General features: G+C 73.4%; 21 protein-coding genes and 1 pseudogene. 5 read left to right on the top strand and 17 right to left on the bottom strand.

Going from position 1 to position 24,018, the window contains the following annotated elements:
- Positions 1 to 130 precede the first annotated feature (130 nt).
- Positions 131 to 538 (bottom strand): hypothetical protein, encoded by a 408-nt coding sequence (locus M4D82_RS05270; protein WP_249764917.1) that lies wholly within the window; start codon positions 536 to 538, stop codon positions 131 to 133.
- Between the two features lie 91 nt (positions 539 to 629).
- Positions 630 to 1,799, bottom strand: coding sequence for an agmatine deiminase family protein (locus M4D82_RS05265; RefSeq protein WP_249764916.1), 1,170 nt, complete (start codon positions 1,797 to 1,799; stop codon positions 630 to 632).
- Positions 1,800 to 1,930: 131 nt separating this feature from the next.
- Here M4D82_RS05265 and M4D82_RS05260 point away from each other — a divergent pair, with 131 nt between their 5' ends.
- Positions 1,931 to 2,512 (top strand): TetR/AcrR family transcriptional regulator, encoded by a 582-nt coding sequence (locus M4D82_RS05260; RefSeq protein WP_249764915.1) that lies wholly within the window; start codon positions 1,931 to 1,933, stop codon positions 2,510 to 2,512.
- A 9-nt stretch (positions 2,513 to 2,521) separates the two neighbouring features.
- On the opposite strand, the gene M4D82_RS05255 is transcribed toward M4D82_RS05260, so the two are convergent.
- From M4D82_RS05255 to M4D82_RS05240, 4 genes are all read right to left on the bottom strand, one after another.
- Positions 2,522 to 2,995 carry a DUF6187 family protein gene (locus M4D82_RS05255; RefSeq protein WP_249764914.1) on the bottom strand — a complete coding sequence of 158 codons (474 nt, stop codon included), beginning with the start codon at positions 2,993 to 2,995 and terminating at the stop codon, positions 2,522 to 2,524.
- The gene (locus tag M4D82_RS05250) at positions 2,988 to 4,337 is read right to left on the bottom strand and encodes an NAD(P)-binding protein (protein WP_249764913.1); all 1,350 of its coding nucleotides are present in this window, start codon (positions 4,335 to 4,337) and stop codon (positions 2,988 to 2,990) included. The genes M4D82_RS05255 and M4D82_RS05250 overlap by 8 nt, the downstream gene beginning before the upstream one ends.
- Positions 4,334 to 4,801, bottom strand: coding sequence for a DUF6423 family protein (locus tag M4D82_RS05245; RefSeq protein WP_249764912.1), 468 nt, complete (start codon positions 4,799 to 4,801; stop codon positions 4,334 to 4,336). Before M4D82_RS05245 ends, M4D82_RS05250 begins: the two co-directional genes overlap by 4 nt.
- A gap of 181 nt (positions 4,802 to 4,982) precedes the next feature.
- A complete protein-coding gene (locus M4D82_RS05240) occupies positions 4,983 to 5,933 on the bottom strand; it encodes a DUF6235 family protein (RefSeq protein WP_249764911.1) in 951 nt (316 codons plus the stop codon).
- A 329-nt stretch (positions 5,934 to 6,262) separates the two neighbouring features.
- Between M4D82_RS05240 and M4D82_RS05235 the strand changes: the two genes are divergently transcribed.
- Positions 6,263 to 7,873 (top strand): extracellular catalytic domain type 2 short-chain-length polyhydroxyalkanoate depolymerase, encoded by a 1,611-nt coding sequence (locus M4D82_RS05235; RefSeq protein ID WP_249764910.1) that lies wholly within the window; start codon positions 6,263 to 6,265, stop codon positions 7,871 to 7,873.
- Between the two features lie 15 nt (positions 7,874 to 7,888).
- On the opposite strand, the gene M4D82_RS05230 is transcribed toward M4D82_RS05235, so the two are convergent.
- From M4D82_RS05230 to M4D82_RS34545, 8 genes and pseudogenes are all read right to left on the bottom strand, one after another.
- The gene (locus tag M4D82_RS05230; RefSeq protein ID WP_249764909.1) at positions 7,889 to 8,704 is read right to left on the bottom strand and encodes a VOC family protein; all 816 of its coding nucleotides are present in this window, start codon (positions 8,702 to 8,704) and stop codon (positions 7,889 to 7,891) included.
- 153 nt (positions 8,705 to 8,857) lie between these two features.
- Positions 8,858 to 9,982, bottom strand: a complete 1,125-nt coding sequence (locus M4D82_RS05225) for a substrate-binding domain-containing protein (RefSeq protein ID WP_249764908.1) — start codon at positions 9,980 to 9,982, stop codon at positions 8,858 to 8,860.
- A gap of 87 nt (positions 9,983 to 10,069) precedes the next feature.
- Positions 10,070 to 11,095, bottom strand: coding sequence for an ABC transporter permease (locus M4D82_RS05220; protein WP_249764907.1), 1,026 nt, complete (start codon positions 11,093 to 11,095; stop codon positions 10,070 to 10,072).
- The gene (locus M4D82_RS05215) at positions 11,092 to 12,678 is read right to left on the bottom strand and encodes a sugar ABC transporter ATP-binding protein (protein ID WP_249764906.1); all 1,587 of its coding nucleotides are present in this window, start codon (positions 12,676 to 12,678) and stop codon (positions 11,092 to 11,094) included. Before M4D82_RS05215 ends, M4D82_RS05220 begins: the two co-directional genes overlap by 4 nt.
- Before the next feature lie 82 nt (positions 12,679 to 12,760).
- A complete protein-coding gene (locus tag M4D82_RS05210; RefSeq protein WP_249764905.1) occupies positions 12,761 to 15,604 on the bottom strand; it encodes a SpoIIE family protein phosphatase in 2,844 nt (947 codons plus the stop codon).
- A gap of 96 nt (positions 15,605 to 15,700) precedes the next feature.
- Positions 15,701 to 16,633 carry a cyclase family protein gene (locus tag M4D82_RS05205; protein WP_249764904.1) on the bottom strand — a complete coding sequence of 311 codons (933 nt, stop codon included), beginning with the start codon at positions 16,631 to 16,633 and terminating at the stop codon, positions 15,701 to 15,703.
- Positions 16,634 to 16,833: 200 nt separating this feature from the next.
- The gene (exaC, locus tag M4D82_RS05200; RefSeq protein WP_249764903.1) at positions 16,834 to 18,357 is read right to left on the bottom strand and encodes an acetaldehyde dehydrogenase ExaC; all 1,524 of its coding nucleotides are present in this window, start codon (positions 18,355 to 18,357) and stop codon (positions 16,834 to 16,836) included.
- 282 nt (positions 18,358 to 18,639) lie between these two features.
- Positions 18,640 to 19,794 (bottom strand): annotated as a pseudogene (locus tag M4D82_RS34545) (GAF domain-containing protein); the annotation flags it as partial.
- A gap of 642 nt (positions 19,795 to 20,436) precedes the next feature.
- Between M4D82_RS34545 and M4D82_RS05190 the strand changes: the two are divergent.
- Positions 20,437 to 20,619 carry a tail-anchor membrane protein gene (locus M4D82_RS05190; RefSeq protein WP_249764902.1) on the top strand — a complete coding sequence of 61 codons (183 nt, stop codon included), beginning with the start codon at positions 20,437 to 20,439 and terminating at the stop codon, positions 20,617 to 20,619.
- 23 nt (positions 20,620 to 20,642) lie between these two features.
- Positions 20,643 to 21,188 (top strand): MOSC domain-containing protein, encoded by a 546-nt coding sequence (locus tag M4D82_RS05185; protein ID WP_249764901.1) that lies wholly within the window; start codon positions 20,643 to 20,645, stop codon positions 21,186 to 21,188.
- Between the two features lie 86 nt (positions 21,189 to 21,274).
- Here M4D82_RS05185 and M4D82_RS34005 read toward each other — a convergent pair whose 3' ends face one another.
- The gene (locus tag M4D82_RS34005) at positions 21,275 to 21,397 is read right to left on the bottom strand and encodes a hypothetical protein (RefSeq protein WP_283844445.1); all 123 of its coding nucleotides are present in this window, start codon (positions 21,395 to 21,397) and stop codon (positions 21,275 to 21,277) included.
- 26 nt (positions 21,398 to 21,423) lie between these two features.
- Positions 21,424 to 22,239 (bottom strand): hypothetical protein, encoded by an 816-nt coding sequence (locus M4D82_RS05180; RefSeq protein WP_249764900.1) that lies wholly within the window; start codon positions 22,237 to 22,239, stop codon positions 21,424 to 21,426.
- 212 nt (positions 22,240 to 22,451) lie between these two features.
- On the opposite strand from M4D82_RS05180, the gene M4D82_RS05175 reads away from it, so the two are divergent.
- Positions 22,452 to 23,366 carry an oxygenase MpaB family protein gene (locus M4D82_RS05175; protein ID WP_249764899.1) on the top strand — a complete coding sequence of 305 codons (915 nt, stop codon included), beginning with the start codon at positions 22,452 to 22,454 and terminating at the stop codon, positions 23,364 to 23,366.
- A gap of 15 nt (positions 23,367 to 23,381) precedes the next feature.
- Here the strand turns inward: M4D82_RS05175 and M4D82_RS05170 are convergent, their stop codons facing one another.
- Positions 23,382 to 23,981 carry a class I SAM-dependent methyltransferase gene (locus M4D82_RS05170; protein WP_249771482.1) on the bottom strand — a complete coding sequence of 200 codons (600 nt, stop codon included), beginning with the start codon at positions 23,979 to 23,981 and terminating at the stop codon, positions 23,382 to 23,384.
- Positions 23,982 to 24,018: the final 37 nt, after the last annotated feature.

Genomic DNA, 24,018 nt, shown 5'->3' with positions numbered 1-24,018 from the left:
GGAACCGTACCCGCAGCCAACTGCGGCGGTGGGTACGGGCATCCGGGCGCGGGCACGCATGCGCTGTGATCCGGCCGGCGGATCCACGGGCGTCGGGCCGGGCTCCGGGCGGAGCACGTCAAGCCCGGCGTCAGGCGGGGACGAACACGTCCTCGGGAACGTCGTCGAGGACGAACCCGTTGTCGAGGCGGACGCGGACGGTCGCGCGCGGCCCGCGCTCCCGGTACGCGATCCATTCCGGTTCCAGTGAGCCGACCCGATCTTCGAGTTGCTTCCGGCTGCCCGGGGGCATCTGGTGGCCGAAATCGTCGAGGAGCGACTTGAGACGCTCGTACTCGCGGACCCCCTCGGTCTGTGGCAGCGGATCCTCGTACACCCGCTCCACGGTGCCCTCGGCGCCCTCGCCCAGGGACAGGGATCCGACGTCGACGGGATCGCCGGGGCCCTCCTCGTCGGAGGACCGCTCGGCCAGGGTGAGGGAACCGGCCAACCTGAGGTCGGCCGCCAGCTTCACCCGCAGGCCCTCTCGCAGTGTCATCGTTGCTTCGTCTTTCCGGTCGCGCGGTCGATGGAGTCGTTCGAGGGGCTCATTCTCCCGCCCGTGGTGGTGCCCGTGGTGAGCGGGGACGTCATGCGGCGGGCCTGCCGGGCTGGTCGTGCGTCGAGCAGTGGATGCCGCCGCCGCCCGAGGCGATCGCGTCGATCGCGATCGGCACGACGTGCCGCCGGGGGAAGTGCTCGCGCAGGATGCCGTGGGCGCGGTCGTCGGCCCGCCGGTCACCGAACTCGGGCATGAACACGGCGTCGTTGGCGACGTAGAAGTTCGCGTACGTCGACACGAAGTCGTCGCCGCGGCCCGTGATCCGGTCGAGGGCGGGCTGCGGGAGGTCGATGACCTCGAAGCGGCGACCGCGGGCGTCCGTCGTATGCGAGAGGACGGACTTCGCCTGGTCGGCGGCGCGGGACCAGGAATCCGCCGGTGTCGTGGGATGCGCGCGGTCCAGGAGGACCACACCGGGCGCGGTGAAGCGTACGAGGCTGTCGACGTGGGCGTCGGTGATGTCCTCGCCGCGTACGCCGGCCAACCAGACGACCTTCTCGACTCCGAGGGTCCGCTTGAGCTCGGCCTCGATGGTGTCCCGGGACGCGCCGCGGTTGCGGTTGTCGTTGACGATCGAGCTCTCGGTGATCAGCAGGGTGCCCTCGCCGTCGGTCTCGAAGGAACCGCCCTCGGCGACCAGCGGCGCCTGTACCCGCGCGATGCCGTACCTCTGGAGCAGGGTGCGGCCGACCCGGCCGTCGTTCGGGTGCTCCTGCTTGTCGCCCCAACCGTTGAAGTTGAAGTCGACACCGACGACCTTGCCGCCCTCCTCGACGAACACGGGGACGGTGTCACGCGCCCAGAGGTCGTCGACGGCCAGCGGGATGACCTCGACCTGAGCGCCGCAGGCCCGCTGGGCGGCGGCCACCTGGTCGGGCCGCGCCATCATGACCACCGCTTCGTGATCGCCGACGGCGCGCGCGATCCGCGCGATGTCCTCGCGTACGTAGGGCAGGTCCCGCTCCCACACCGAGGCCAGGGCCGGCCAGGACATGAAGGTACGGGTGTGGCTCTCCCACTCGGCACCCAGCCGCCGCTTCCCACCGGCTCCACCGGCCTGCGGGGACGGGGACGATCCGGTGCCGGGCCCACTTCCGGACTCGGCGGAGCCGCAGGCGGCGGCGCCGCCGAAGACGGCGGAACCGAGGCCGGAGAGGGTGCGCAGGACGGTCCGACGGGTGGGGAGGGCGAAGGACACGGGGACTCCGGGGGGAAGGGAGGCGGGCCGGGAGGGGGAGGCGGGGGCCTGCCCGTCAGGCCACTGTCTCACTAACTGAAAATTCAGTCAAAAGTCAGGATCCCTTGTCGGGCCCCGGTAGGGTGCCGACCATGGCGTCTCGTAGTACTCGGATCCTCGAAGCGGCCGCCCGGGTGATCGCCCGGCGTGGGGTCCGCGGGCTGCGCGTGGAGGAGCTCGCGGCCGAGGCCGGCGTGTCCACGGCCCTGATCTACTACCACTTCAAGGACCGCACCGGGGTACTGCGCCAGACCCTGGAGTTCATCAACGACCGCGCCGAGCGCTACACCACCGGCCGCGGCCCGGACGACCCGCCGCTGACCCCTCGTGAGGAGCTGGAGGAAACCCTCCTGCTGGAACTCCAGGACACCGTGGAGGTACGGGAGAACAGCGCCGCCTGGGGTGAACTGCGGGCGAGCGCCGTGTTCGACGAGGTGCTGCGCGAGGACCTGGCCAGGGCCACCCTGGTGTGGGTCCAGGAGGTCGCCGCGTTGCTGGGCCGGGTCCAGCCGATGGCGCCGGCCTCGTCGCTGGCCGGGGCCGCCGAGCGGCTCACCGCCCTGCTGGAGGGGCTGAGCATGCGGTGGCTCAGCGGTGGCATCCGGATCGATCACGCACGGGCGCTGATGCGCGGCGCCGTCGACGCGGAGCTGGCCGGACTCCGCCGGAGCTGACGCGGTACCTCACCCGGCGGCAGCGGGTCCCATGACCGGCGGACGGCCGACGCGGCCGTCGATCTCGTCGCGGCGCAGCCGGCAGGCCGCGAGGTGGGCGAGGGTGGCGGGGCCGACGTCGCCCAGGTCGCAGTAGGTCAGCAGGCGCAGCGTCTCGTCCCAGGCGCGGCGCAGCGCCACCGGCGGGGAGGGCTGCGGCCCGGCGGCGTCGATGGCCTCGCGGGCGGAGCGCCAGCGGCGGGCGCCGGCGTCCACGAGGGCATCGAAGCCGAGGGCGGCGGTGACCCCGTGCCGGAGGCGGTCGACGGCCAACACGACCTGCGCAGGGTCGTCGGCGAGGGCCGCCATGCCGAGCCCGGCCAGCAGGCGGTCCGCGTCGAGGCCCATCAGCATCACCCCGGTCTCGGTGAACGCGGGCTCGTCGATCGGGGTGAAGGAGAACCGCGGGTCGTAGTCGTCACGTTCGGACGCGGCTTCAGACACGGGCGATCTCCCTGTCCTCGCTCGGGAGCGGGGCGGAGGTCCCCGCCAGGTGGGCGGCGATGGCACCGGCCACCCGGGCCGTGGCCACGCGGTGGCCGTCGATGTTGCGGGCGGCCGGGCCCAGCACCATGCCGGCCGCCGCGCCGACGGCGAACACCCCGGGCGCGCCCCGGTAGGCGAGGGTCCGCTCGTCCAGGTCCGGCCAGCCGTCGCGGGCCGCGACCACCGACGAGGGCAGCAGCCGGTCGCCGTTGGAGACGACGGTGCCGAGGGCCAGGACCACGTGATCACCGACGACCCGCGCGTCGCCCTCCAGCAGTACGGCGCTTCGCCCGGCGCGGACGGGCGTCACGCCGGTGACGGCGCGCCCCCGGTGCACGGTGAGGCGTCCCTCCGCCTCGGCACGCTCCATCAGCGGACGGAACTCGAACATGACGGAGGCCCGCCGGTGTCCGCCCATCAGGGCGAGCCGGTCCTGCCAGCTGGTCCCGTCGAACCTGGCCCGGCCCTCGGCGCGGAAGAAGGAGGCGTTGACGTCCGCACACTGGTAGCGCTCCTCGGGCGCGCGCAGCACCCAGTGCACCTCCTTGCCCTCGCCCAGGGCGTTGGCGATGAGGTGCGCCGCGCTCAGTCCGGCGCCCACGACGACCAGCCGCCCGGCGTCCGAGGGCACGGGCTCGTCCCAGTAGCTCACCCCGGCGGGCGTGCCCTCGCCCTCCCACCAGTCGGCGGGCGCGTCGCGCCGCTCCTCGCCGAGGCAGAGGACGACGGAGCGGGCCGTCAGCGCGAAGCCGTCGCCGTGGACGGTGGCGCCGGCGGCAGAGCCTTCGTCCGGGCGCGTCGGGCGGACCTCGCGGACGGTGGCCCGCCAGGTCCGCTCGTCCACGTGGTGCAGGGTGGAGACGTGCCGGCAGTAGGCCTCGAAGACGTCGACGGGCACGACCGAGCGGTGCCCCGACTGGGCCATCCGGATCTCGCGGCGCTCGACGGGGGTGAGCAGCGACCAGTGCAGGCGGGCGAAGTCGAGCAGCTCGCAGTCGCGGTAGCCCTCGACCCCGGGGTGGTGCTCGTAGGGGGAGCGCAGGACGCGTTGGCGCAGGGTGTCGACGCGGTCGAAGAACCGGCCGCACGGCCGCCCGCCGCGGTCGAGGAGGACGACGTCGCGCACACCGAGGTGCCAGAGGGCGGAGGCCACCGCCAGGCCGGCCGGACCGGCTCCGACGATGGCCACGTCCGCGCCGGCGGGCGGCCCGGTGCGCGGCGGGGCGGCGGCGGGCGCGGCCGGCCAGTCGCGGCCCCGGGGCGATTCCAGCAGGTGGGGCGGGGGGACGAAGGTGATCACCCGATGACCGTCACCGGGACGATGACCTCGATGACCGGACGCTGCGGCATGCCCTCGGCGACCATCTGCTCGATGGTCTTCGCGGTCACCTCGGGGCTGTCGCCGGCGATCGGGCTGTACCGGGAGTACGCGTAGGTGGGTTTGCGGCCGGTGGTCTCCAGGGAGTACATCTTCACCACGGCCTCGCCGGGGCGGACCTCGCCGCCGAAGAAGGTCAGACGGCGCTGGTCGGGGGTGATGAAGGACTTGGAGAACTGCCGTGACATCACGAGGGTTTCGGCGTCGTTGACGAACACCGAGTCCTCGTCGGTGGCGGCCTGCATGGCGACCCAGGTGCGGTCCGTGAGATTGGTCTCGGACTTGATCACCTGCCAGCGGCCGGGTTCCGGCAGGTTGACGCAGACCGAGACGTCGTGGTCGACGGTGTCGATGGCGCCGGAAATCATCAGCACCCGGCGGCGCATGTCCGCGACACCCGCCATTTGAATGTCGCGGGCCCGGACCCGCGAGGAAACGTCTAATCCGGAAACGTCCAGAGGCGGCATCGCATCTCCCCGAGTACACGAAAAATCAAAAAGCCCAGGTGTGACAAGCGCGACCGACATTTCCACAGGCCATGAACCCTGTCAAGGAGGGTCGAACGACTCAACCACCTGTATGTGAACCGGAGTTGATCCCCACGTAGTCGATGTCGAAGCTGTCGAGGTCGCGAATGCGGATCTTGAGGACGAGTGTCGGCCGTACGCGGACGAAGAGGCTCAGGGGCTCGGCGGGATCGTCGTAGGTCTCGTACGACCGGAACACCGTCCGGTCGGCGACGGCGAACAGGGCCTTGTGCACCGCGTTCCGCTCGATCTGGCCCGCGGTGTCCGACCACTCCTCCAACCGCTCCCAGCCCGCGTGGAGCCGCAGGGGGCCCCGCGCCCGCTCCGGCTGCCGGTCGGGCCCGCTCCGTTCCGGGTACCGCCGGGCCTCCAACGGCCGTCCGACCAGCTCGTGGGCGGTGCGCAGCGTGAGCCGAACGGCCGGGGTGGGGCGCCGGAGCAGCACCGCGCGCAGCAGCCGTTCCGCCGTCCAGCCGTCTCCGGCGCGCAGGTAGCGCAGGGCCTGCCCGTACAGGAAGTCGAGCTCCTCGCCGTCGAGTCGGCCGGACGCGCCGGCCAGGTGCTCGATGCGCCGCTCCCGGGCACTGGTCACCGGGGCCAGGGCGGCCTGACCGGCGGAGGGCTCCGCCCGGCAGCGAACGGTGACCCGGCCGCCCGCCACGTCGGCGAGCGTCGCGAAGAAGAGCCGGCTGCCGTCGTCCAGCAGATCGGCGGCGATGACGTCGACCCGGCAGGGCCCCACCTGGTCGAGCCAGGCCCGTCCGACCGCGCCGAGGCTGCGCACCAGCCACTCCGCGTGTGCGGCCCGTCCCGGACCCGCCCGGCTGCCCTCCTCCTCGTCCAGGGCGCACGCGGGGTCGTCGGGCGCGACCAGCCTCAGGCCCGCCCGCGCCCGCCGTGGCCACGCCTCGGTGACACCGGTGCCGATCAGGGCGCGCACCGGCGAAAAGCCCACGATCGTGTTCTGCGCCCGCACGGCGAATGTACGCATTCCACACCTCCGGAAGGCATTGCGTTCTCCACATGTCAGGCCGGGGGAATGCCTCGGCATCGCCCGGTACTTAGGAAAGTAGCGACGTCTCCGGAGGGCGACATCTTCCAAATTGCTCTCTCACCTGGGCGGTTCGGGGATATCGGGCCATCTCGGCAAGTTCCTGCTTGCCAAGCGGGCGTTCAACCGTTCACCGATCGTCGGGCGTCGCGCGGGGTGATAGCCGACGAGTCCCTCGTCGCCCAGGTGATCGACAACCATGACCGGCCGGCTGGTTGTGGTGCTCCCCGCCATGGGGGCACGGATTCGGCCGCGCTTACGGTCTCCTCGTGAACTCGTATCCCGGCAGGTCGGTCCTGCGTCGCGGCCGGGCGGTCGCGGTCCTCGCCCTGGCCCTCTTGGGGGCCCTCGTCGCTCCACCGGGGGCGGCCGCGTTGCCGCCCGCGCCCGGTGAGTTGAAGCCCTACGCCGTCGACGGCGTCTACAGCGCCGGCATCTCGTCCGGCGGCTACATGGCGACCCAACTGCACGTGGCCTATTCCGGCATCTTCGACGGCTCCGCCGTCTTCGCCTCCGGGCCGTACAACTGTGCGCAGAACAACCTCAACACCGCGCTGAACGCCTGCATGAACACCACCCAGGACCTCCAACTCGCCCGGCTGAAACAGACGACGAGCGACTGGTCGGCGCAGGGCGGGATCGACGACGTCGCGGGACTCGCCGGCGATCCGGTCTACCTGTTCAGCGGAACGGGCGACACGACCGTCAAGCAGCCGGTGGCCACCGCGCTGGCCGACTATTACGCCCACTTCGGCGCGAACGTCCTCTACGACCGGAACACCGCGGCCGGCCACGCCTGGATCAGCCCCCTGGGGCCGAACGCCTGCACCGTGACGGGCACCCCGTTCATCAACAACTGCGGTACCGACGTCGAGCGGACCCTCCTGGGCCACCTGCTCGGCTCCGTCCGGGCGCCCGCGCCCACACCCGGCGGCTCCCTCATCCGTTTCGACCAGAACCGGTACGTGCCCGGAGGCCAGGCCAAGCCGGTCTCCATGGACGACAACGGCTTCGTCTACGTGCCGCGGACGTGCGCGGACGGCGCCCGCTGCACGGTGCTCGTCGCCCTGCACGGCTGCAAGCAGGGGTACGCGTACCAGGGCTTCGGCACCACGTTCCTCGACAAGGCCTACCTGAACGAGTACGCCGACACCAACGACCTCATCGTGCTCTACCCGCAGGCCGTCCCGACGACGACCCTGGACAACCCCAACGGCTGCTGGAACTGGTGGGGATACCTCGGCGACTCCGCCTACGCCAGGCACGGCGGGAAGCAGATCGAGGCGATCACGGCCATGGTGCGCGCGCTCGGCGGCGGGGACGGCGGGACGACGCCGCCCGCGGGCGGCAGAGTGACGCTGACCGGCATCGACGCGGAGGACGGCTACGTCAAGGCGGCGTCCGACGGCTCCGGTGCGGCCGTGGGCACGCTGGAGGCGACGTACGGCCTGGCCCTCGGGCGTGGCACCGACGGCCGGTTCAACCGGACGGTGCTGTCCTTCGACACGTCGGCCATCCCGGCGGGCAAGACCCTCACCCGGGCCTACGTGACGCTGACCAGGAGCGGCGGCTCGGGCGACCCCTGGGCGAGCCCGCCCGGCAACCGGCTCCTGGTCGACGTCCAGAGCGGTTGCCTGGGCGGCTGCTCCGTCGAGCCGTCGGACTGGGCTGCCGTGACGACCGCCCGGGGGGCGGCCGAGGTCGCCCCGTTCACGGCGGGCGCCAGGGCGTCGACCGACCTGAGCCCGACCGGGCTCGGCGCGGTCAACCGGTCGGGGCGGACCCAGATCCGGCTGCGGTTCGAGCGGGACCAGACCACGTCCGCCCACCTGTTCGTGAACAGGGACACGCGGGCGACCCTGACCGTGGAGTACCGGTAGGCCCCCTAAGCCGGCCTATTGGCCGCGGGCCGGCGTCAGGAGGACGAAGTCGGCCTTCGACGGGTCGAGGCAGACGGCCAGCCGGCCGACGCCTTCCGCGTCCTCCGGTCCCATCTGCACGCTGCCGCCGTTCCCGGTCACCTGGGCGACGGCGGCGTCGCAGTCGGAGACGGCGAAGACGGGGTGCCAGTACGGCCGTCCGTGCGCGAGGCCGAGGTGCTCCGCCGGCAGCTCCATGAGGCCGCCGTGCATGCGCTCCTCGGGCAGTCCGGCGGGGGTGATCAGGGTGTACGCGCCCCCTTCGCCGCCGCCGGGCATGGGCATGTCGCTGAACTGCCAGCCGAAGACACCGCCGTAGAACTCCTTGGCGGCCCCGGCGTCGGTCGTGTACAGCTCGGTCCAGGACAGCGAGCCCGGCTGGTCGACCAGCTCGACGCCCTTGTCCGTCCCCGGCTGCCAGACGGCGAACTGCCCGCCCAGCGGGTCGCTGTACTGCGCCATCCGGCCCCAGTCGTCCAGATCCCTCGGCGCCACCCGCACCGTGCCGCCGGCGCGCTCGACCGCCTGGGTCGTGGCGTCCGCGTCGGTGACGTTGTAGTAGATCATCCAGGCCGAGCGGGCACCCTCCTCGGTGAGTTTGCCGAGGCCGGCGACGATCTTGCCGTCCTTGCGGAACATCCCGCCTTCCATCTCCTCCTCCCCTTCACCCGCCCGCATGGGCTCGTAGTCCCACCCGAGGACGGCGCCGTAGAACGCCGCGGCGGCCCGCACGTCCGGGGTGCCGAGGTCGAGCCAACAGGGGGAGCCGGGCGCGAAGTCAGTGGTGATCATGGTGATGCCTTTCGCGGGTCTCGCGGGTGGTGTGCGACCGTCCTGTACGACCTCAGCCTGGCACCGGACCCGGGCCGTTGCCCGTCGACAGGCCGTCGAGAGGCCGTCGAGAGGCCGTCGGGAGGGCCGCCGGTGGGCGGCCGGCGCCCCCGGTCACTCCCCGCGCCAGATCCGCTCGTACGCCTCCCGGTAGCCCGGCGGGTTCCAGGCGGCGGCCCCGCCGCTGTTCTCGGCCGTCACCACGTGGACGGGCGCCACGTACCCGCTCGCCGGCCGACCCGCGAACGCGCGGTTGAACTCGTCGACGATCTGCCACCCCTGCTGATCCAGGGGCTCGGGGACGGTCGCGGCCTGGAAGCGCCGGCCGTTGATCCGCTGGAACGCGGAGGGGTCTCCGTCGCCCGCGCCGATGTTGAACGGCGGACCCTCGCCGGGGCGCCCGGCGGCGCGCAGCGCCGGGGCCGCGTCGGCGAAGTACAGGTCGTTGATCGCGACGGAGTACGTCCACCGGTCCCCGAAGCGCGACAGCAGGGAGGACACCTCCTGAGGGGTGCGCTGACCGGCGTCCGGGATCGGGATGTTCTCGGTCGTCAGCAGCCGCACCCCGGGGCAGTCGGCGAGGCGCCGTTTGATCAGCTCGGACTTGTCGCGGGCGAACGGGATGGAGTCGTCGGTGAAGACGACGACCCCGGCCCGGCCGTCGGAGCGGGCGATGACCCAGTCCGCGCTGATCTCCGCGACCTCCCGGACCTTCGTGGTGACGTTGGTGAAGAGCGGCGGACTCGTGCTCGGGCCGGGGGAACTCACCGCGTGCCAGCCGATCAGCGGGATTCCCGCGGACGCGGCCCGCGCCGTCTGCTGCGCGGTGATCCGCGGGTCGAAGCCGCCGATGACGATGCCCGACGGCTTGAGCGTGACGGCCTGGCTGAACGCGGCCTGGATGCCCGCCGGGGTGCCGCCGCCGTCGATCACCCGGACCTGCCAGCCGATGGCCGCCGCGGCGTCCCGGACGCCCTTGGCCACTCCGGCGACGCCCGGGTTGGTCATGGTCTGGGCGACGTAGACCAGGGTCTTGCCGGGAACCGCCCGGGGGCCCGTCGTCGGGGCGCTCCCGGCGGGATCGCCGCGCTCGGCCCGCCCGACCGCCTCCTTCGCCTTCGCGACCACGGCCGGGCAGCCGGCCGGCGCGGCCGCCGGCTTGGACGGGCCGCCTCCGCAGCCGGAGACGAGGGCGGCGACGACGGCGGCCGCGAGGAGGTGGTGGCGGTACGGGTACACGGTGCTCCTGACCGGGTTGCGCGGGGGCCGGCGGGTAGCGGCGGGGGTCAGCGGCGATCAGCCGGGATCAGCCGGGATCAGCCGGGATCAGCGGGTGTCCGGCGGATCGTGTACGGCCGGCGGGCTCCGGTCCGCCGTGGCCCGCGTCCTCAGGCGCCGCCGCGCCGCGTAACCGGCCAGGCCGACCGCCAGCAGCAGCGTGCCGCCGTTGAACAGCGGCGTGACCCAGAACCGCGCCCCCAACTGCCCGATCCCGGCGAGCCCGACGGCGAGCACGCTGACGGCCACCAGGGTGCCCACCGCGTTCGCGCGGCCGGGCCTGATCGTGGTGGAGCCGAGCAGCGCGCCGACGAACGCGGGCAGCAGGTAGTCCAGGCCGACGCTCGGGTTGCCGATCTGCTGCTGCGCGGCGAGCAGGACCCCGGCCACGCCCACGACCAGGCCCGAGCAGGCGAAGGCGTACACGGAGTACCTGCGGGTGGGGATGCCGATGATGGCGGCGGTACGCGGGTTCGAGCCGATGACGTACAGGTACCGGCCGAACGGCAGCCGCTCCAGCACCACCCACAGGACGATGACGACGGCCAGGACGTAAAAGGCGGGCACCGGCAGCCCCAGGAACCGGGCGTCGTAGAGGTCGGTGAAGGACGCCGGCAGGCCGCTCGGGCCGGGCACGATCCGGCCGCCGTCCGTGAGCCATCCGGTGAGGGCGTACATGATGCTGCCGGTGCCGAGCGTGGCGATGAGGGAGTCGATCCGGGCGAACTCGACGATGGCGCCGTTCAGCGCCCCCACCAGCGCCCCTGCGACGACGACGGCGAGACAGGCGAGCGGCCACGGCGTCCCCTCCTCGACGACGAGGCGCATGACCAGGACGTGCGCCAGGCCCAGCCCGTAGCCGATGGACAGGTCGAACTTGCCGGTGGCGATGGGGACCGTCGCACCGAGCGCGAGGAGGGCGGGGATCGACTGGTTGGAGAGGATCGAGGAGACGTTGTCCCGGGTGGGGAAGGTGTCCGGCAGGGCGAGGGAGAAGATCAGGAAGAGCAGGACGGTCAGGGCGGGCAGGCCGTAGCTCCCGATGACGTGCCCGCGCGGGGACGGGGCGGTCACGGGTTCGTCGCGCTTCCGGTGATAGCGGGCATGGCCGAGGCGGCGCGGGTGAGCTCGGCCGGGGTCAGGTCCGCACCGGCCAGCTCCGCCGCGACCACACCGCGTACGAAGACCAGCGCGCGGTGGCAGAGGTCCGCGACCTCCTCGAAGTCGGTGGAGACCAGCAGGACCGCCAGGCCCTCGGCGGCGGCGTCGTCCAGCAGCCGGTGGATCGCCGCCTTGGCGCCCACGTCCACGCTCGCGGTCGGCTCTTCGAGGACCAGCACCCGCAGCCGCCCCCGGAGCCACCGGCCGAGGACCACCTTCTGCTGGTGGCCGCCGGACAGGGTGGCGAGGGGCGCCTCGCTGTCGCGGGGGCGCACCGAGAACCGTTCGATCAGGCCGGCGGCCTCGCGGCGCTCGCGCCGGGGGCCGAGCCAACGCCACGCCGGCACGCCGGCCGCCCGGGGGTTGGCGAGGAAGTTCTCCCGGACCGTCAGGTCGGGTGCGCAGCCCTCCTCCTGCCGATTGGCGGCCACGAAACCGACCCCCCGGCCGAGGGCGGCGGCGACCGTACGCGGGTGGTACGGGCGGCCGTCGAGCAGCGCCCGGCCTTGGAGCGGCGCCTGCCCGGCCGGCATCGGCAGGGCGCCGGCGAGCGCACGGCCCAGGTCCATGTGGCCGGCGCCGGTCAGCCCCACCATGCCGACGATCTCGCCGGCGGCCAGCTCCAGGGTGACGGGCCCGGTGCGCCCGGCGTGCCCGGTGTGTCCGCCGTGCCCGACGCGGCCGGTCGTCACGGCGTCGAGGCGCAGGACGGGCGGCCGGCCGGCGGGCACGGCGGGGGCGGTACCGCGCCGGGCAGGCGCGCCGCCGGCGATGGCACGGACCAGCCGGTCGGGGTCGTACCCGGGGAGCGGCCCCTGCCCGACCAGGCGGCCGTCGCGCAGGACGGCGAACGTGTCGGCGACCCGGTACACCTCGTCCAGCCGGTGGCTGACGTACAGGATGCCGTGGCCCCGGTCGCGCAGCGCGTGCAGGACGTCGAAGAGCCGGGCGCAGTCGGCGGCGGGGAGCGTGGCGGTCGGCTCGTCGAGGACGATGAGCTCCGCCCGGCGGGCGAGGGCCCGAGCGATGGCCACGAGGGAACGCTCGGCGGGCGCGAGGTCCGCGATGCGGGCGTCGGCGTCGAGGTGTCCGGCGACGGTCCGCAGGGCATCGGCGCAGAGCTGCCGGGTCCGCCGCCAGGAGATCAGGCCGTGGCGGCGCGGATAGCCGGTGCCCAGGGCGATGTTCTCGGCGACCGTCATCCACTCGACCAGTCCGAGGTCCTGGTGGATGAACGACATCCTGTCGGAGGCGGCCTCGGACCCGAGGGGGTGGCCGGCCACCGTCACCTCGCCCTCGTCGGCCGCCAGGACGCCGGCGAGCACCTTGACGATCGTGGACTTCCCGGCGCCGTTGGGCCCGAGGAGTGCGAGCACGCTGCCGCGGTGCAGGTCGAGGCTGACCGCGTCGAGCGCGACGGTGCCGCCGTAGCGCTTGCCGAGACCCCGTATCCGCACGAGGGGTTCTTCGTCGGAGTGCCGGGCATTCAGTGGCATAGGGACATTAAGCCGCATTGGCGGCGCATTCAGGAGCATTCAGGATGTCGAGCCGGCATTCGGGGCGGCAGGCGGATGGTGCTCAGGCGGCGCTCAGGGCGCATTCGGCCCAGATGACCTTGCCCCGGGGGGTGTAGCGGGTGCCCCACGCCCGGGCCAGCTGCGCGACGAGGAACAGGCCCCGCCCGCCCTCGTCCGTGGTGGCCGCCCGCCGCAGGTGCGGGGCGGTGCTGCTGCCGTCGGAGACCTCGCAGATCAGCGCGTGGTCGTGGGTGCGGTCGTGGATCAGGCGCACCTGGATCGGCTCGGTGCCGTAGCGGACCGCGTTGGTGACCAGTTCGCTGAGCAGCAGCTCCACGGCGAACGCGAGCTCGTCCAGGTCCCAGTCGGCCAGCCGGCGGGTGGCGGCCGCGCGGACCTCGGCGACCCGTGCGGGATCGGCCGGCAGGTCCCACGTGGCGATCCGGTCGGCGGGCAGGGTGTGGGGGCGGGCGACGAGCAGGGCGATGTCGTCGCTCGGGTGCTCGGGCGCCATGACGTCCATGACCGCCTGGCAGGTGTCCTCGGCGGTCCGGTCGGGCCGGGCCAGGGCCCGCCGCAGCAGGTCGAGGGCGACGTCGATGTCGCGGTCGCGGTCGTCCACGAGGCCGTCGGTGTAGAGGACGAGCGTGCTGTCCTCGGGCAGCTCGATCTCGGCCGTCTCGAAGGGCAGGCCGCCCAATCCCAGCGGCGGCCCGGCCGGCAGGTCGGGGAAGGTCACGCTGCCGTCGGGGTGGACCAGCGCCGGCGGGAGGTGGCCGGCACGGGCCATGGTGCACTGCCGCGAGGTGGGGTCGTAGATGACGTACAGGCACGTGGCGCCGACGATGCCGGTGCTGCCCGTGGCGCTCCCGTCGCCCTCCTCGCGGTCCAGGCGCACCAGGAGGTTGTCCAGGTGGGTGAGGAGTTCGTCGGGGGCGAGGTCCAGTTCGGCGAAGGTGCGGGCGGCGGTCCGCAGCCGGCCCATGGTGGCGGCGGCGTGCAGCCCGTGGCCGACGACGTCGCCCACGAGGAGGGCGACGCGGGTACCGGACAGGGGGATGACGTCGAACCAGTCCCCGCCCACCCCGGACTCGGCGGGCACGTAGCGGTGGGCGACCTCGACCGCGCCCTGCTCAGGCAGGCCGCGGGGCAGGAGGCTGCGTTGCAGGGCGAGGGCCAGGGTGTGCTCGCGGGTGTAGCGGCGCGCGTTGTCGATGCACAGGGCGGCGCGGGCGACGAGTTCCTGGGCCAGCCGGCTGTCGTCGTCCCCGAAGGGGGCGGGATCCGTCGAGCGGTAGAAGGCCGCGATGCCCAGCAGGACGCCTCGGGCCAGCAGCGGAACGACGATGAGCGAGTGCACGCCGTACGCGAGGAGCCGCTCGGCGCGCTGCGGGTTCTGGGCGATCCAGCCGGCCGCGGCGTTCAGCTCGGGTTCGAGGATGGCGTGCCCGCTGGTCAGGCAGCGCATGTGGGGGGTTCCGGGCAGCAGCTCCAGGTGCTGCCCGGCCGGGTAGAAGGGGCAGTCGTCGCGGATGCCGTGGACCACCGTGCGGTACAGGTTCGTCCCGGGATCGGCGGCCTCGTCGCCGCGCAGCACGGCCTCGGGCAGGTCGATGGTGACGTAGTCGGCCAGGCTCGGGACCGCCGTCTCGGCCAGCTCGCGGGCGGTGCGGCCCACGTCGAGGGTGGTGCCGATGCGGGTGCTGGCCTCGGCCAGCAGCTCCAGGCGGCGCCGCGCCGCGATGGCGTACTTGCCGACCTCCGGCTCGCCCACCAGCACGAGGCCGCGAACCGGAGGGCGGCCGGGTCCGGCGGTGTCGGGCGGCGGCTGGGCGGGCGATGATCCCGCGTGCCGTGGTCCGGCGTGCCGTGGTCCGGTGCGGGGCGATACGGGGAGGTGGTGGACCGGCGGCGCGTCGACGTCGCCGCCGAGCACGGCCTCGACGACCATGCCCTCCACCCCGGAGGGGCTCGTGATGGGGTGGCTGAGGAGGGTGGCCTCCCGGCCGTGGACGAGGGGCACGTCGACGGCGGCCCGTCGGGACGAGGAGATCAGCTCGGTCGCCTTCTCCTTGAGGATCATCTGATCGCGCGGGTCCAGTTCGATGTCGAGCCGGCCGACGTCGATCAGTCCGACGTCGATCAGCCTGCCCGGCTCGGCGGGCTGCCCGTTATCGGCGGCCCCGGCCGTCGCGGCGTGCCGTTCGGCGTCGAGGTAGGCCCGCAGCAGCCCGCGCTCGCGCGCCGAGCTCTGCTCCATCAGCCGCCGCTCGATCGACTCCGCCGCCCGGGAGACCAGGACGGCCAGGGCCGGGTGCTCGTACGTGTACGGGTACCCGAAGCACAGCACGCCCACGATGTGCCCGCTGAGCTGGTCGCGGATGGGGACGGCGGAACAGGCGCTCGACTGGGAGCGCTCGGCGAAGTGCTCGGCGCCGTAGACGTGGATCAGGTGCCGCTCGGCCAGCGCGAGGCCGATGCCGTTGGTGCCCGCGACCCGCTCGGCGAAGACGAAGCCGGGCACGCTCTGGATGGGGGGCAGGCTCCGGGCCAGGTCGGGTTCGCCGAAGCGGCGTTGCAGCACGGTGCCGTTCGCGTCGGCGAGCGAGATGTTCATCCGACCGCCGGAGAAACGGGTCTGCAGTCGGTCCAGCACGGGTACGGCGGCCCGTACGAGTCGACTGTCCGGGTCGAAGTCGTCCCGGTAGGGCAGCTCGGTCTGGTCCGGGGACAGCCCCAGCAGCCGGCAGCGCAGCCACGAGTTCAGGATCGGACCCCGTACCCCCTGTACGCGGCGCACGTCCCTCGCGTCCCGTACGCCCGTTTCGATCGTCTCGATCGTTTCGCCCACCAGGAACCGCTCACGGGAGCGTGCGGGACCGATCTCGTCTCCCGTGACCCCCATCTGCACCACTTCCCCTTGCCGGTGTGCTCGCTCGTCGCTCACGGTGGATCGGCCGCTGGTTCAGCGTTTTGAGTATATTCCTGGTTATTTGTCCCTTCACAGGACGGCGACCGGATTGACCGGGGATCCCGTCCCTCCGGGAACGTCGAGGGGGCTCACCACGATCATGAACTCGTAGCGCCCCGCGCGGGCGCAGGCGGCCGAGAGCGCCTCCAGGTCGAGGTTGTCCAGCAGGGGCACCCCCATGGCGGCGACGGCCAGGGCGTGGACGGGGGAGTGGAGGCCCTCGACGGGGGAGGGGCGTACGTCGCTGTCCCCGTCCGCGCCGAGCAGGCTGATCGCGCGCTCGGCCAGCAGCGGCAACGCGTCCACGTGGAAGCCCGCGCTCGCCGCGTCCACGTCCCAGGGGCCCAGCTCGCGGCGGCGCCGGAACCGCCCGGTGCGCAGCAGCACCGCGCACCCGTCGTCGATGCCCACGCCGAGTGCCCGCTCGGCCTCGACCACGTCACGGGCCCGTACCGCGTGGCCGGGCTCCAGCCAGTCCGTCCCCAGGACGGCGGGCAGGTCCAGCAGCACGCCCTTGGCGACGAGCGGTCCGAGCGCCGCCACCGAGCCGAAACGTGCGCCGCCCGCGCCGATGACCTCGCGCGCCGGGTGCCCGTCGTAGAGGCGCCCCCGGTAGGCGACGTGCGACAGCGCGTCGAGGTGGGTGACGGCCTTGCCGTGGTAGTCGACGGCGAGGAAGTCCTTGTGGACGGTCGGCTCCGGGGGCTCCACGTCACCGAGGTCGGACATGTGGTGCAGGGCCGGCTTCGCGTTCTCGGGGCCGGGCCGCGTGTCCCAGGGCCGCCCCAGGGGCACCGTCGTCCCGTCCAGCACCAGCGCGGCGGCCCGCCGCACGTGCTCCGCCGTGACCCGGTTCCAGGCCCCCCGCTCCCCGGCCGCCGCCCACCGCTCCCAGGTCCGCAGCGCGGCGAAGACCGCGTCGAACTCCTCCCGCGAGACCTCCACGGCATCGCCGCTGCTCATCGACACGGTGCGCTCCAGACTCGCGACGGGCCCCGGCGACGGGGAACGCCCCGCCACCCGCCGGATCCCTACCCGCTCCGGGCCGCGACCGGCCGCCCGTACCGACAGATGGCCGCACCGGAGCCCCGGGCGCCGTGGTACCGGCGGCCCGGGGCGTGGTGTCAGACGGTGGGGAAGGTGTCGGCCGAGCGGATGCGGTCCTAGAAGAAGCCGAGCTTCTTCGGGGAGTACGACACGAGGAGGTTCTTCGTCTGCTGGTAGTGCTCCAGCATCATCTTGTGGGTCTCGCGGCCGATGCCGGACTGCTTGTAGCCACCGAAGGCGGCGTGCGCCGGGTAGGCGTGGTAGCAGTTCGTCCAGACGCGGCCGGCCTGGATGGCGCGGCCCGCCCGGTAGGCCGTGTTCATGTCGCGGGTCCACACGCCCGCGCCCAGGCCGTAGGAGGTGTCGTTGGCGATGCGGACCGCGTCGTCGAAGTCCTGGAACGAGGTCACCGACACCACCGGGCCGAAGATCTCCTCCTGGAAGATCCGCATCCGGTTGTCGCCCTCGAAGATGGTCGGCTGGACGTAGTAACCGCCGGCCAGCTCGCCGCCGTGCTCGACGCGTTCGCCACCCGTGAGGATCTTCGCGCCCTCCCGCTGCCCGATCTCCACGTAGGAGAGGACCTTCTTCAGCTGCTCCCGCGAGGCCTGCGCGCCGATCATCGTGTCCGTGTCCAGCGGATGGCCCGGCACGATCAGTTCCGTACGGGCCACCGCCGCGTCCAGGAAGTCCGCGTACCGGCCGCGTTCGATCAGGGCGCGCGAGGGGCTCGTACACACCTCGCCCTGGTTCAGCGCGAACATCGTGAAGCCCTCCAGGGCCTTGTCGCGCAGGTCGTCGTCGGTCGTCCAGATGTCGTCGAAGAAGAGATTGGGGCTCTTGCCGCCGAGTTCGAGGGTGACGGGGATCAGGTGCTCCGCCGCGTACTGCATGATCAGCCGTCCGGTGGAGGTCTCCCCGGTGAAGGCCACCTTCGCCACGCGCGGGCTCGACGCGAGCGGTTTGCCCGCTTCCTCGCCGAAACCGTTGACGATGTTCAGCACCCCCGGCGGCAGCAGGTCCGCCACCAGGCTCAGCCAGTAGTGCACCGACACCGGCGTCTGCTCGGCCGGCTTGAGCACCACCGTGTTGCCGGCCGCCAGCGCCGGGGCGAGCTTCCATACCGCCATCAGGATCGGGAAGTTCCACGGGATGATCTGCCCGACCACCCCCAACGGCTCGTGGAAGTGGTAGGCGACGGTGTCCTCGTCGAGCTGGCTGAGCGCGCCCTCCTGCGCGCGCAACGCGCCCGCGAAATAGCGGAACTGGTCCACGGCCAGCGGCATGTCGGCCGCCAGGGTCTCGCGGATCGGCTTGCCGTTCTCCCAGCTCTCCGCGACCGCGAGCGCCTCCAGGTTGCGCTCCATGCGGTCCGCGACGCGCAGCAGGATCGCGGAGCGCTCGGTCGCCGACGTGCGCCCCCAGGCGGGCGCCGCCGCGTGCGCCGCGTCCAGCGCGCGCTCCACGTCCTCGGCCGTACCGCGCGCGACCTCCGTGAAGGGCAGGCCGGTCACGGGGGAGGGGTTCTCGAAGTACCGTCCCCGCGCGGGCGCCACGTACGCCCCGCCGATGTAGTGGTCGTAGCGGGACTCGTACGACATCAGAGCGCCCTCGGTACCGGGCGCGGCGTAACGGGCCATGGTGATCCTCCCCTTGCCGGGCGCTGCTCGCCGTTCGACAGCGCTGCGTGCGGAGGCTAGGGGCGGGTGGGTTGCGCGGACGTTGCACGCCCGACGACGGAGCCCGCGCGCGGGTCCGGGCGCGGGTCCGGGCGCGGGTGCGTGCGCGGGTCCGGGCGCAGGTCGGCGCGTAGGCCCGCGTCCACGTCTACGCCCAACTCCGCGTCCAGCGCCCGGACGCGGGCCAGCGCCGCCGGCCGCCTCCGCGGGCAGGGCGTCGGCCAGCGCCCGCCACACGTCGGGATCCTCCGCGCCCCACGGCCGGCACACCCAGTCCGCCAACAGCCCCGCGTCCGCCCGCGCGATCACCGCCGCCCGCGCCTGGTCCTCGATCCGCCGCCGCAGCCGTACGACGCCGGGCGCGCGGGACGCCGGCAGCAGCGGCCCCGGATAGCGGGTGAGGGCCGCCGAGACCGCGCCCGCCGCCAGATGCCGGCTCACCGCCGTGAAGTCGGCCTCCAGCGGCACGGCGGTCCGGTAGGGGCGAGACAGCAGCACCCCGCCGCCCAACAGGGTCCGCAACCGCGACAGTTCCGCCCGCAGGGTCACCGCCGACACCGACTCGTCCTCATACAGGGCGTACGCCAGCTCCTCCCCGGACAGGCCCTCCGGATGGTGCGCGAGCAGCGCCAGGATCTCGCTGTGCCGCCGCCCGAGCGCGATCCGCCGGCCGCCGAGCACCAGCAGCGCCTCGTCCCGGCCGAGCGCCGTCAGCGTGTCGGGGTCGCCGACCGGCTCCGGGGCGAGCAGCGCCAACTGCGTCTCGGCGGCCCGCGCCACGGCCTGGACGAAGGCCAGCGAGTGCGGGTGGGCCAGCCCGTCGCCGCCCGTGATGTCGACGGCGCCCAGCACCTGGCCGGTCCCCGGATCCCTGACCGGCGCCGCCGCACAGGTCCAGGGATGGACGCGGCGACTGAAGTGCTCCGCCCCGAAGACCTGGACGGGCTGCCCCAGGGCGACCGCCGTACCCGGTGCGTTGGTTCCCATCGCCGCCTCCGCCCAGCGCGAACCCGGTACGAAGCCCAGCCGCTCGGCCCGGCGCAGCGTGGCCGGCTCGCCCTCCACCCACAGCAGCCCGCCCCGCGCGTCGCACACCGCCAGCAGATGGGCGCCGTGCGCCGCGAACGCCCCCACCAGGTCCCGGAACAGCGGCATCACCCGGGCCAACGGGTGCTCCTCGCGGTAGGCCCGCAGGTCCGGCTCCGCCAGCTCCACGCGTGGCGCGCACTCGGGGCTGACGCGCGCCCGCGCGCACCGCCGCCAGGACTTCGCGATCACCGGCCGCACCGGCGGGACGACCCGTCCGTGCGAGGTGAAGGCGGCGTGGGCCCGCCGCAGGGCGCGGCCGCGCTCGGTGGGATCGGCCCCGCCCGGCAGGGCCAACGACGGATCGGCCATGTGGCCCTCCCGGGGGACGGTGGTGCGGCGGGGCGCGGGCGCGCGGCGGGGCAAGCGGAGCGGGTCGACCCCGTGAGCGCCCCCATCGTCATCCCGCCCCGTGACCCCGACAAGCGCTACGTCGGCCATCCGCGCCGAAACCCGGCCGGGGGGCGGTCGAGGAAGGCGAGGAGCAGGAGTTCGGGCGCGGGCAGCCGGGGCGTGCCGTCGGCCCCTGCGGGGGTGTCGGGCGCGGGAGGGTGAGCCGGCCGGAGTCCTCGGGGGTGGGGCGGCCGGGCCGTCGGTGGTGTCGGACGGCATTCGCCAGAGGGCGATCCTCGCGTCGCGGGGCGGGTCGGCGGGAAGGAAGACGGCCGAGCGGCTGATGAGGTCGGAGACCTCTGGGAGCACGCGTTCCTCACGCTTGACTACCGACGACGGGGCGGCCGAGAGTAACCCACGCGAAGGTCTCGCAGTCCGGAGCGACGCCGGCGAGCGTGGAGCGAGACGCGGAACGAGACGTCGGGCCGGCCGGGAACGCAGGGCCTCGACGGCGCGTTTCACAGAGCAGTAGCCCACGCGGGCAGCGGGACCACAGGCAGGTTTTACCGGCGGGTTCCGCAGGCAGGCTCCACGGGCGGGGTCCAGAGGAGGTGTGCGCGGATGTCCAAGAGCGGAAAGATCGCGGTTGCCGGAGTCGCGGCGGCCGTCGTGCTGTTCTGGTTGGTCGGATTCTGGGCGGGACTGGCGGTCCTCATCGGGGTTCCGGCCGTCGCCTACCTCCTGCTGGACTCCTCCCAGAAGCGTCGCCTGCGGGGTATATCCAGGAAGCAACTCGGCCGCTGAGGCCGACAAGGGGGATGTCTTTCATGAACACCGCACAGGTCGCGGCGGTCAGCAGCAATGCCGAGTACGCGTTCACCAAGCCCAACCGCGAGAGCATCACGCTGCTGGCCGGGTTGGGCGTGGAGGGGGACGTGCACGCGGGGGTCACGGTCAAGCACCGCTCGCGCGTCGCACAGGACCCGACCCAGCCGAATCTGCGCCAGGTGCACCTGATCCACCGCGAGCTGTTCGACGAGGTCGCCGAGGCCGGCTTCAGCGTCGAGCCGGGCCAGCTCGGGGAGAACGTGACCACGCAGGGCATCGACCTGCTCGACCTGCCGACGGGGACACTGCTGCGCCTCGGCGAGGAGGCCGTGGTGGAGGTCACCGGCCTGCGCAACCCGTGCCTGCAGATCGACAACTTCCAGGGCGGGCTGCTCAAGCAGGTCGTCGGGAGGGACGAGGAGGGTCGGCTCGTCCGCAAGGCCGGGATCATGGGCGTGGTCCACCGGGGCGGCACCATCCGCCCCGGCGACGCCATCACGGTCACCCTCCCGCCGCTCCCGCACGTCCCGCTCGAACGGGTCTGACGGCTCGGGCGTCCGCTGCCGGGCGCGGGCGTCCGCTCCCGGCGGCGACGGCTGCTACAGGCGCGGGGCTCGGCGGCTGCGGCGGGTCAGTAGTAGTCCCGCATCAGGGTCGTGGCCCATCGCGGTTGGCGGGTCTCGCCGCGCGGGCCGTCGTCGGCGGGCTCGGTGCGGCCGGCCACGACCATACCCACCGGCTCGGACTCCACCACCGTGGCGTCTCCTGTTGTCCGTGCGCTCAGGACGGGCGTACGGCGACCCGGTCCAGGGCCGTGAGCAGCTCCGACAGCGCGGGCAGGTCGGGCAGATCGGGCACGTCGGCCAGTGCGGGATCGCCCGCGGTCGGGACGGCCAGGACCTCGCCGGGTTCCTCGTCCAGCAGGACGAAGGCCGGGCCGTCGGTCCGGGCCACCAGCGACCAGCCGGGCCCGTCCGCCCGCAGCGTCCGGCTGCCCTCGCCGGCGAAGGAGGACCGGACCCGGCCCGGTGGCGGCGCCTGCCGCGTGTAGGCGACGGCTTCGCGCAGCGCCCGTGCCAGGCCGGGGTGCGCGGCCGAGGCGGCCCCGCCGTCTTCCGCGACCCGGCCGTCCCAGTCCGCCCACTCCCGGGCGATCTGGTCGGCGCCGAGCCGCCGCTGCACCGGCCCCCACACGTCGGCCGAGGGCGGCGCCAGCGGCACCCTCCCGGTACCGTCCGCGCCCTGCTCCGGATCGTGCGGTTCCGGTATGCCGGGGGCCGCCACGGTCAGGGCCAGCGGCCAACCCGCCAGGGACACCACGATCGTCCGCTCGTCCGGCGACAGGTCGTAGGCCATCCCGCAGTCCCAGGCGGCGATGGCGGCGGCCACCAGCGCGACGTCGTCCACGACGACCGTCCAGCGCGCACCCTCCTGGTCCTGCCCGAGCACCAACCCGTAGCCGTCGGCGCTCGGATGGACCCCCAGCAGCGCGCACGCCTCCGGGTAATCGTCGCCGAGCATCGTCGGGAACCGCGTGGGGGTCAGCAGTACGGCGGTCAGCACGTACAGCGCGCCCCCGTCCTCCTCCTCGGACACATGCCCTCCCGATCCCGCTCTCGATTCCGCTCCCGATCCTGACGCGGATCGCTCTGTCGTCGGCGCACCTTAACCAGGGAGCGGGGAAACCGTCGAGGGGTGTCGAGGGTTGTCGAGGCGCTCCGTTTGTCGACCGCACCCGCACAGGCCCTTCACGCCCACGATTACTACCTGCACGTAGAGTTGTCCTCCCGCCACAGAAAGGGAGACCGGTGCAGCGTTACGACCGGCTGAGGGAAATCCTCCGTCTCGACCCCGACAAGGACTTCCTGACCATCTACCGGCTCACCGCCACCTACGAGTTCCCCTGGGACTTCACCCGGGCCCTCGAACTCGCCCTGTTCCGGACGTACGCCGTCCCCTCCATCGGGAGCCTGCTCGCCGAGACCGCCGAGTTCACGGAGCGCACGCAGAAGCGCTACGACGACACCGCGCTCCTCCTCGACGCGGTCGTCGAGCACGGCTTCGACAGCGACACGGCCCGCACCGCGATCCGGCGCGTCAACCAGATGCACCGCGCCTACGACATCTCCAACGACGAGATGCGCTACGTCCTGTGCACGTTCGTGGTGATCCCCGCCCGCTGGGTCGACGCCTACGGTTGGCGCCCGCTCACCCACCACGAACGCCGGGCCTGCGCCAACTACTACGCGACCCTCGGCCGACACATGGGCATCCAGGACATTCCGGCTTCCTACGAGGAGTTCGAGGAGACCCTGAACGCCTACGAGGAAGCCCACTTCGGTTGGGACGAGGGAGGCCGCAAGGTCGCCGACGCCACCCTCGACCTGATGGCCTCCTGGTACCCGAGCCCGCTCGCGGCGGCCGTGCGCGCGGGCAGCTTCGCGCTGTTCGACGAGTCCCTGCTCGCCGCCTTCCGCTACGAGAGCCCGCACCCCCGTGTCCGGCGGCTGGTCCGGGGCGCCCTGTGGCTGCGCGGCCGGGCGGTACGGCTGCTGCCGCCGCGCCGGGCCCCGCACTACGCCCGCCAGAACCCGGAGGTCAAGGGCTACCCCCACGGCTACGACGTCGGGGAACTCGGCACCTTCCCCGTGCCCGGCTCCGGCGGCTGCCCCGTCCCCCATCCGCGCCGCCCGGCCGGAGCGGACGCGCAGCCTCCGGCGTAGGGGGCGACGGCGTCGTCAGGCCCGGCGGGTCGCCAGCGCGAGGAAGCGGGTGTCCTCGTCGGCGTACGAGGTCAGCTCCCAACCCGAAGCGGACAGCAGCGGGCGGAGGTTGGGCTCGGCCCGCAGGTCGTCCGGGGTCAGTTCGCGACCCTGGCGCGCCGCGAGAGCCGCCCGCCCGATCGGGTGGAACAGTGCGAGCCGGCCGCCGGGGCGCACCACACGGGCGAGCTCGCCGAGGTTCGCCCCGGGATCGGGCAGGTGCGCGATCAACCCGGCGGCGAACACGGCGTCCAGGACACCGTCGCGCAGCGGCAGCCGGGCCACGTCGGCGCGCAGCAGCGTACCCGCCCGGCCCCGGCCGGCGCGGGTCGCGGCGGCCAACATCGGCGCGGTGAGGTCGACGCCGAGCACGGTTCCCTCCGGCCCGACGGCCGCCCGTAGCGCGGGCAGCGCCCGCCCGGTCCCGCACCCGGCGTCCAGCACCCGGTCGCCCGGGGCGAGGCCGCACTCGGTGACGGCGGTCGCGAAGGCGGGGCCGTCGTCGGGGAACTTGCGGTCCCAGTCGTCGGCGCGCGCCCCGAAGAACTCCTGCACGCGCGCCGGGTCCTCGCTCATACGGTCATCACGGCTCATGCGCCCATGATCCCGCATG

The sequence above is a fragment of the Streptomyces sp. RerS4 genome, from assembly GCF_023515955.1.
Taxonomy (GTDB): domain Bacteria; phylum Actinomycetota; class Actinomycetes; order Streptomycetales; family Streptomycetaceae; genus Streptomyces.
Note: the sequence above shows the minus strand (reverse complement) of the source record. Positions and strands in the feature narration are given on the sequence as shown.

Coding starts and splice junctions, on each gene's coding strand:
- M4D82_RS05270 (WP_249764917.1), bottom strand. CDS start 538: ATGACACTGCGAGAGGGCCTGCGGGTGAAGCTGGCGGCCGACCTCAGG.
- M4D82_RS05185 (WP_249764901.1), top strand. CDS start 20,643: ATGAACACCGCACAGGTCGCGGCGGTCAGCAGCAATGCCGAGTACGCG.
- M4D82_RS05205 (WP_249764904.1), bottom strand. CDS start 16,633: ATGAGCAGCGGCGATGCCGTGGAGGTCTCGCGGGAGGAGTTCGACGCG.
- exaC (WP_249764903.1), bottom strand. CDS start 18,357: ATGGCCCGTTACGCCGCGCCCGGTACCGAGGGCGCTCTGATGTCGTAC.
- M4D82_RS05230 (WP_249764909.1), bottom strand. CDS start 8,704: ATGATCACCACTGACTTCGCGCCCGGCTCCCCCTGTTGGCTCGACCTC.
- M4D82_RS05215 (WP_249764906.1), bottom strand. CDS start 12,678: ATGCCACTGAATGCCCGGCACTCCGACGAAGAACCCCTCGTGCGGATA.
- M4D82_RS05210 (WP_249764905.1), bottom strand. CDS start 15,604: ATGGGGGTCACGGGAGACGAGATCGGTCCCGCACGCTCCCGTGAGCGG.
- M4D82_RS05190 (WP_249764902.1), top strand. CDS start 20,437: ATGTCCAAGAGCGGAAAGATCGCGGTTGCCGGAGTCGCGGCGGCCGTC.
- M4D82_RS05240 (WP_249764911.1), bottom strand. CDS start 5,933: ATGCGTACATTCGCCGTGCGGGCGCAGAACACGATCGTGGGCTTTTCG.
- M4D82_RS05260 (WP_249764915.1), top strand. CDS start 1,931: ATGGCGTCTCGTAGTACTCGGATCCTCGAAGCGGCCGCCCGGGTGATC.
- M4D82_RS05170 (WP_249771482.1), bottom strand. CDS start 23,981: ATGAGCGAGGACCCGGCGCGCGTGCAGGAGTTCTTCGGGGCGCGCGCC.
- M4D82_RS05245 (WP_249764912.1), bottom strand. CDS start 4,801: ATGCGCCGCCGGGTGCTGATGATTTCCGGCGCCATCGACACCGTCGAC.